Raw genomic sequence first — 5,589 nt, forward strand, 5'->3', positions numbered from 1 at the left:
ATAATAAGCTAATAAGATGATGGGAAAATAGCAAAGAAGAAGATTCAACCCATTATAACATTTCATCATTGTATCATTAAATCATTGCAGCACTAATCTAGTCAGTTCGAGTGCCGACAGAGGAGGTGTATCGAGAACAAGACGGCTTTTTGAACCAGGAAATAGAATAGAGAGCAAAGAATAAAGAACAGAGACAATTAGCTGATGAGATAATAAGCTAATAAGATGATGGGAAAATAGCAAAGAAGAAGATTCAACCCATTATAACATTTCATCATTGTATCATTAAATCATTGCAGCATTAATCCAGTCAGTTCGAGTGCCGAGAGAGGAGGAGTATCGAGAACTAGACGGCCTTATTAAGTTAACTTATACTTATTTAAAATAGTTAAAGCTTCGGTACGGTTTTTAATTTGAAGTTTATCAAAAATTTTTCGGTTATGCGTTCTTACTGTTGTAACAGATATAAATAAGTTTTCAGCTATTTCTTTATCACTCAACCCTCTACCTAATAAAATAAGGACTTCCATTTCCCTTTTAGAAAGCTTATCCATGTGAGGCGGAAGCTCTTCTTTACGGTTATCTAGCTTATCTTTAATGACTCTTATTTCAGCTTCTAGTTCGGCGTTTAATTTCTCTATACGTTCATTTTCTTCTTGAACAATTAGCTTTTCCTTTTGAGCTTTTTGCCATTTTCTATAAATAAAAATAGAGATAAAAATGACGATAATAAGGCTCAGCCCAATAATTATAGAAATAAGTTGTTGAATCTTTTTTTGACCTTTGTGAATTTTAATTTCGTTTTCACTTTTTAGTTTATGAATATCTAATTCATTTTGGTACTCCAGCCAAGCTTCTTTTCTTCCAATTTCTTTATCTTTTTCAATAGAAAATAATGAATCATTAATTAGTTTAAATTGTTGGTAATAGGAGAGCGAGGAGTCGTACATCAACTCTTTCTCATATACCATTGACAGTAATTCGTACGTTTTTCCTAGTTCTTTGGATGATTCAATCTCAGCTGCATATTTTTGAGCTTCGTACAAGTAGCTTTTAGCAATAAAAAGTTGATGATTTAAATAATAGATTTCTCCGAGTGTATTTAAGGTAGAAATATTACCCCATTTATCACCATTGACTTTACTTAATGAGTCAGCTTGAACACCATATTCTTTGGCTTTTAACAAATCTTTTTGACAGATAGGTTGATGTGACTTAGCTTGTTTTAAAAATAAACTACTCAAACTAGAAAGGCAGAATTCCTTTCCTCGGTTATCATTTAATTCAGTACGAATAGCCAAACTAAGATGAAGTAATGAATCAGCAAGCTGATATTGAGCAGTTTGAGTATAGGAAATTCCAAGACTACTATAGGTCCATGCAATAGCCATCTTGTTTTGAACTAATTCAAAACCCTTAGCTGCTTTTTCAAAGTATTCAATTGCTTTTAAAGGTTCAGACTGACTTTCGAAAATCAAACCAATATTAGCATTAGACATTGCAATTCCAGCTGTGTCTTCTATTTGATTTCTGATAGCTAAAGATTTTAAGTGAAACTCTAGAGAAAAAGGATAATCTCCTTTCATATAGTGAATATTAGCTATGTTGTTGTAAACGGTAGCTTCATTGTGTTGATCGGCTTTTGTTTGAAAAATTTCTAAGCACTTTTCATAATAGTAAATAGAAGAGTCAAAATCACTTTTCATTTTATGATATACCCCCATATTGTTAAGGTATAATTCTTCAACATTATTGAGGTTTTTTGGGGCTTCTTTCCATTTGTTGAGTAATGCTTTTTGTTGTTGAGCAATCATCAAAGAAGAGTCAATGTCAGCATAAACAGCAGTTTGAAAATCAAGGTTTAACTGCTGAAACAGAATGGAGTCATTTTCTACCGTATTTTGTGCAATCAAGAAGAAGTTAACACCTATGAAGTAAAGTGTTACCAGCAATTTAAATGGCCCCATATATTATTGAATTAACGTTCTAATTTTAGAGGCTTGTTCTTTGATAAATTGCTTTGATAAATTGTCTGTCATAGGAACATGAAATAAAATAGGAACCCCTGTGTTTTTAGTGATAATAGCTTCGGTTTCTTTGTTTTCATCGCCTGTAACAACTATACCTTTTATCGTGTAGTTTTTAGATTGAAGATATTGAATTGATAATAGTGTATGATTAATACTTCCTAAATAATTCTTTGTAACCAAAATGATTTCAACATCACAAAAAGGAATAATGTCTGTAACGTAGGTCCCTTTTTCATCGATTGGAACCATAACTCCTCCAGCACCTTCAATAATCAAGTTGGTAGATGAAGGAGGGATAATATCCTTTAGTTTTATTTCAATACCATCCAACTTTGCAGATAAATGAGGTGAGAGTGGTTGCGTTAAACGATAGGATTCAGGGTAAATCATAATCTTTTTTGAAATCAAATCTAAAATTTTATGACTATCCGAATGTTCTAAATCCCCACTTTGAATGGGCTTCCAATAGTTTGCTGTTAATGCTTGTACTAACACTGCCGAAACGACTGTTTTTCCAACTTCTGTATCAATTCCAGTAACAAAATACCTCATTAATTATCTGTTTTCTTCTATTTGATTATTGTTTATTACAGCAACTACTTTTCCTGTAAATTCGGTACCAATATAAGGTGAATTTTTACTTTTTGAGGCTATATCTTTAGCTTCTAAAGTCCATTTTTTTGAAGGCGCATAGATCACTAAATTACTAACTTCATTTTCTTTAATAGTCGGTACAGGAATGTTCAAAATTCTTCGTGGAGCGATTGCCATTTTTTCAATAATCAATTCAATTCCTGTTTTTGGAGCTAAATAAGTTAGCATAGAGGGAAATGCTGTTTGTAAATTAATAATACCAAATTTAGCTAAGTCAAATTCCTTCTCTTTATCTTCAATTTCTCTTGGTGTATGGTCAGAGCAAATGACATGGATAGTCCCTCTTTTTAACCCTTCTACTAAAGCGTCAATATCTTTTTGTAATCGGAAAGGAGGCAGTACTTTATAATTACTATCAAAACCAACAGTAACTTCGTCGGTAAAGACCAGTTGATGAGCAGCAATATCTGCAGTTACCTGAATTCCTTTCTTTTGATAACTGTTGATGATGTTAACAGATTTTTCAGAAGAAATGGTTGCAAAATGAATTGGCGCATCATTATATTCAGCAAGGTATAAATCTCTGCTTACTTGGAGCTCTTCAGCTAGATGAGGAATCCCCTCCAGTCCTAATGTTGTACTCGTCGCTCCTTCGTTAATTTGTCCACTATGGTTAATTTTTTCATCATTTGGAAATGAGACAATTAAACCATTAAAGTTTTTAGTGTAAAGCAATGCTCTTGATAGTAAGTTGGGATTTTGAATCGCTTTTTTATGATCAGAAAACGCTAGCGCACCTGCTTGTTTCATATCAAACATTTCTGCCAATTCCTTTCCTTCAATATTTTGGGAAATACTTCCAATAGGATGAACATCTACAAGGTTACCTTTCGCTCTGTTCTTTAAAAATTCAACAGTACTTCTATTACTAATGCTAGGATGAGTATTGGGAGTAATTGCTACACCTGTAAACCCTCCTTTGGCAGCGGCTTTGGTACCGGTAAAAAGATCTTCTTTTGTTTCAATCCCAGGTTCCCCAAACGTCGCTCTAAAATCAAATAAGCCTGGAGATACATATAACCCCTCTTCTTCAAAGATCGTATCTGCTTTGGGGCTTAAGTTTTCTCCAATAGCTATGATTTTTCCATTTTCAAGAACGAGGTCTTTTTGTTGTTGATGAAAAGGAGAATTAGGGTCAATGATTAAGGCTTTTTTGATAAGAACAGACATGAAGACTTTTTTTTCTCAAAGTTATCCATGATCAAGATAACTTCTCTTATTAAAACTAGAACAAAAATAAGAAATTCAAGATGAATAAAACGCTAAATTTAAAAAAACTATTTATCCATTGAACAACATACATCTATATAGAGTTTTTCGTAAATAGGTAAGATGTTATGAATATCAAATTGTAATGCTTTTTTACGAGCATTTTCTTTAAATTGATTCAATTGATCAAGGTCACTTAGCAGATTAATAGCATTATTAGCCATATCTTCTGTGTCTCCAACTTCAGATAAAAAGCCATTAATACCATGGTCAACAACTTCAGGTAAACCACCTGCGTTAGTCGTGATAACTGGTACACTACTCGCTAGGGCTTCTAATGCTGCTAAACCAAAACTTTCGGTTTCGGAAGGAAGTATAAATAAGTCTGAAATATTTAAGACTTCTCTTGTTGATTCTAAATGTCCAAGGAATAAAACATCTTCGCGTTCACACGAACTTCTACAGGTACGCTCAATATTGATTCGATCAGGACCATCTCCAACAAATAATAAGCGACAAGGCATTTTCTGCCTTATTTTTCTAAAGACTTTAACAACGTCTTCGATACGTTTTACCTTTCTAAAATTGGAGATATGTGTGATGATGAATTCACCATTGGGAGCATACCTCTTTTTATAAAAATCATTATTAGGTAATTGATAATGCTTAGAACAGATAAAATTAGGAATTACTTGGATTTCATTGGTGATTTCAAAATGTTCGAAAGTGTCTTTTTTTAAGCTTTCTGAAACGGTTGTTACTGCATTTGAATTGTTTATTGAAAAAGTAATTACAGGTTCAAAAGAGGGATCTTTCCCTACCAAAGTGATATCTGTACCATGTAATGTTGTAATAAATGGAATATTGATATGTTGGGATTTTAATATTTGCTGAGCCATGTATGCTGCAGAAGCATGTGGAATAGCATAGTGGACATGCAATAAATCTAAGTTTTCGTATTTAACGACGTCAACAAGTTTACTAGTTAACACTTGCTCATAAGGCGTGTGGTCAAACAAAGGGTAATCAGAAACAGCAACTTCATGAAAAAAAATATTTTCTCTAAGTTCACTAAGTCGAACAGGTTTTCTGTAGGTTATAAAATGTATTTCATGCCCCTTACTGGCTAGTTCTTTTCCCAACTCCGTAGCAACAACACCACTACCTCCAAATGTAGGGTATAAAACGATGCCTATTTTTAGGATTTCTTTCTTTTGAGTCATTTTAGTAAGTCGTTTTATGTTTTGCGCGAAAATAGTTATTTTTGAAGTCTGTTAGCAATCATTTAGATCAATCTTTCATTTTATTTATGATAATTTCACATTTGATTGCTGAAAATAGATCATACCAACAAACCAATTAGATGATGAAGAAAATAATCGTTTCATTAAGTGTTTTTACTTCCCTAAATGTTATTGCTCAAAATAATGTAGGAATCGGAACATTAAATCCCAACCCACAAGCAGTTTTAGAAATCGAATCCAGTGATAAAGGAGTTTTAATTTCTAGACTGACAACTACAGCTCGAAATACTTTAGGTACTGCATTAACCAATGCCGAAGATGGAATGTTAGTTTATGATAAAGACTTAACGACTTTTTTCTATTGGGACGGACCTAATTTACAATGGGTTCAAGTAGGAAGTGGCTCAGGTGATAACTGGGGAACACAAGTCGTACAAACAGCAGGGGCAAAA

Annotated in this window: 5 protein-coding genes; 1 reads left to right on the forward strand and 4 read right to left on the reverse strand. The window is 33.1% G+C overall.

Annotated features, from left to right (window positions below; all coding sequences use genetic code 11):
* Positions 1–359: 359 nt before the first annotated feature.
* The 4 genes from N4A35_06975 to bshA form a co-directional block, all read right to left on the reverse strand.
* Positions 360–1,967: a tetratricopeptide repeat protein gene (locus N4A35_06975; protein MCT4581144.1), complete on the reverse strand. Its 1,608-nt coding sequence runs from the start codon at positions 1,965–1,967 to the stop codon at positions 360–362.
* A gap of 3 nt (positions 1,968–1,970) precedes the next feature.
* On the reverse strand, positions 1,971–2,582 hold the full coding sequence (gene bioD, locus N4A35_06980; GenBank protein ID MCT4581145.1) for a dethiobiotin synthase: 612 nt from the start codon (positions 2,580–2,582) through the stop codon (positions 1,971–1,973).
* Positions 2,583–2,585: 3 nt separating this feature from the next.
* Positions 2,586–3,854 carry a dihydroorotase gene (locus tag N4A35_06985; protein MCT4581146.1) on the reverse strand — a complete coding sequence of 423 codons (1,269 nt, stop codon included), beginning with the start codon at positions 3,852–3,854 and terminating at the stop codon, positions 2,586–2,588.
* 107 nt (positions 3,855–3,961) lie between these two features.
* Complete coding sequence (gene bshA / locus N4A35_06990; GenBank protein ID MCT4581147.1) at positions 3,962–5,116, reverse strand: N-acetyl-alpha-D-glucosaminyl L-malate synthase BshA; 1,155 nt, start codon at positions 5,114–5,116, stop codon at positions 3,962–3,964.
* A 140-nt stretch (positions 5,117–5,256) separates the two neighbouring features.
* Here bshA and N4A35_06995 point away from each other — a divergent pair.
* The coding region (locus N4A35_06995; protein MCT4581148.1) for a hypothetical protein at positions 5,257–5,589 on the forward strand (333 nt) is incomplete at its 3' end.

It is taken from the genome of Flavobacteriales bacterium (assembly GCA_025210295.1).
Classification (GTDB): domain Bacteria; phylum Bacteroidota; class Bacteroidia; order Flavobacteriales_D; family Parvicellaceae; genus S010-51.

Bases quoted from the DNA above. Each gene is read 5' to 3' on its own strand.
- bioD (MCT4581145.1), bottom strand. From the start codon at position 2,582: ATGAGGTATTTTGTTACTGGAATTGATACAGAAGTTGGAAAAACAGTC.
- bshA (MCT4581147.1), bottom strand. From the start codon at position 5,116: ATGACTCAAAAGAAAGAAATCCTAAAAATAGGCATCGTTTTATACCCT.
- N4A35_06975 (MCT4581144.1), bottom strand. From the start codon at position 1,967: ATGGGGCCATTTAAATTGCTGGTAACACTTTACTTCATAGGTGTTAAC.
- N4A35_06985 (MCT4581146.1), bottom strand. From the start codon at position 3,854: ATGTCTGTTCTTATCAAAAAAGCCTTAATCATTGACCCTAATTCTCCT.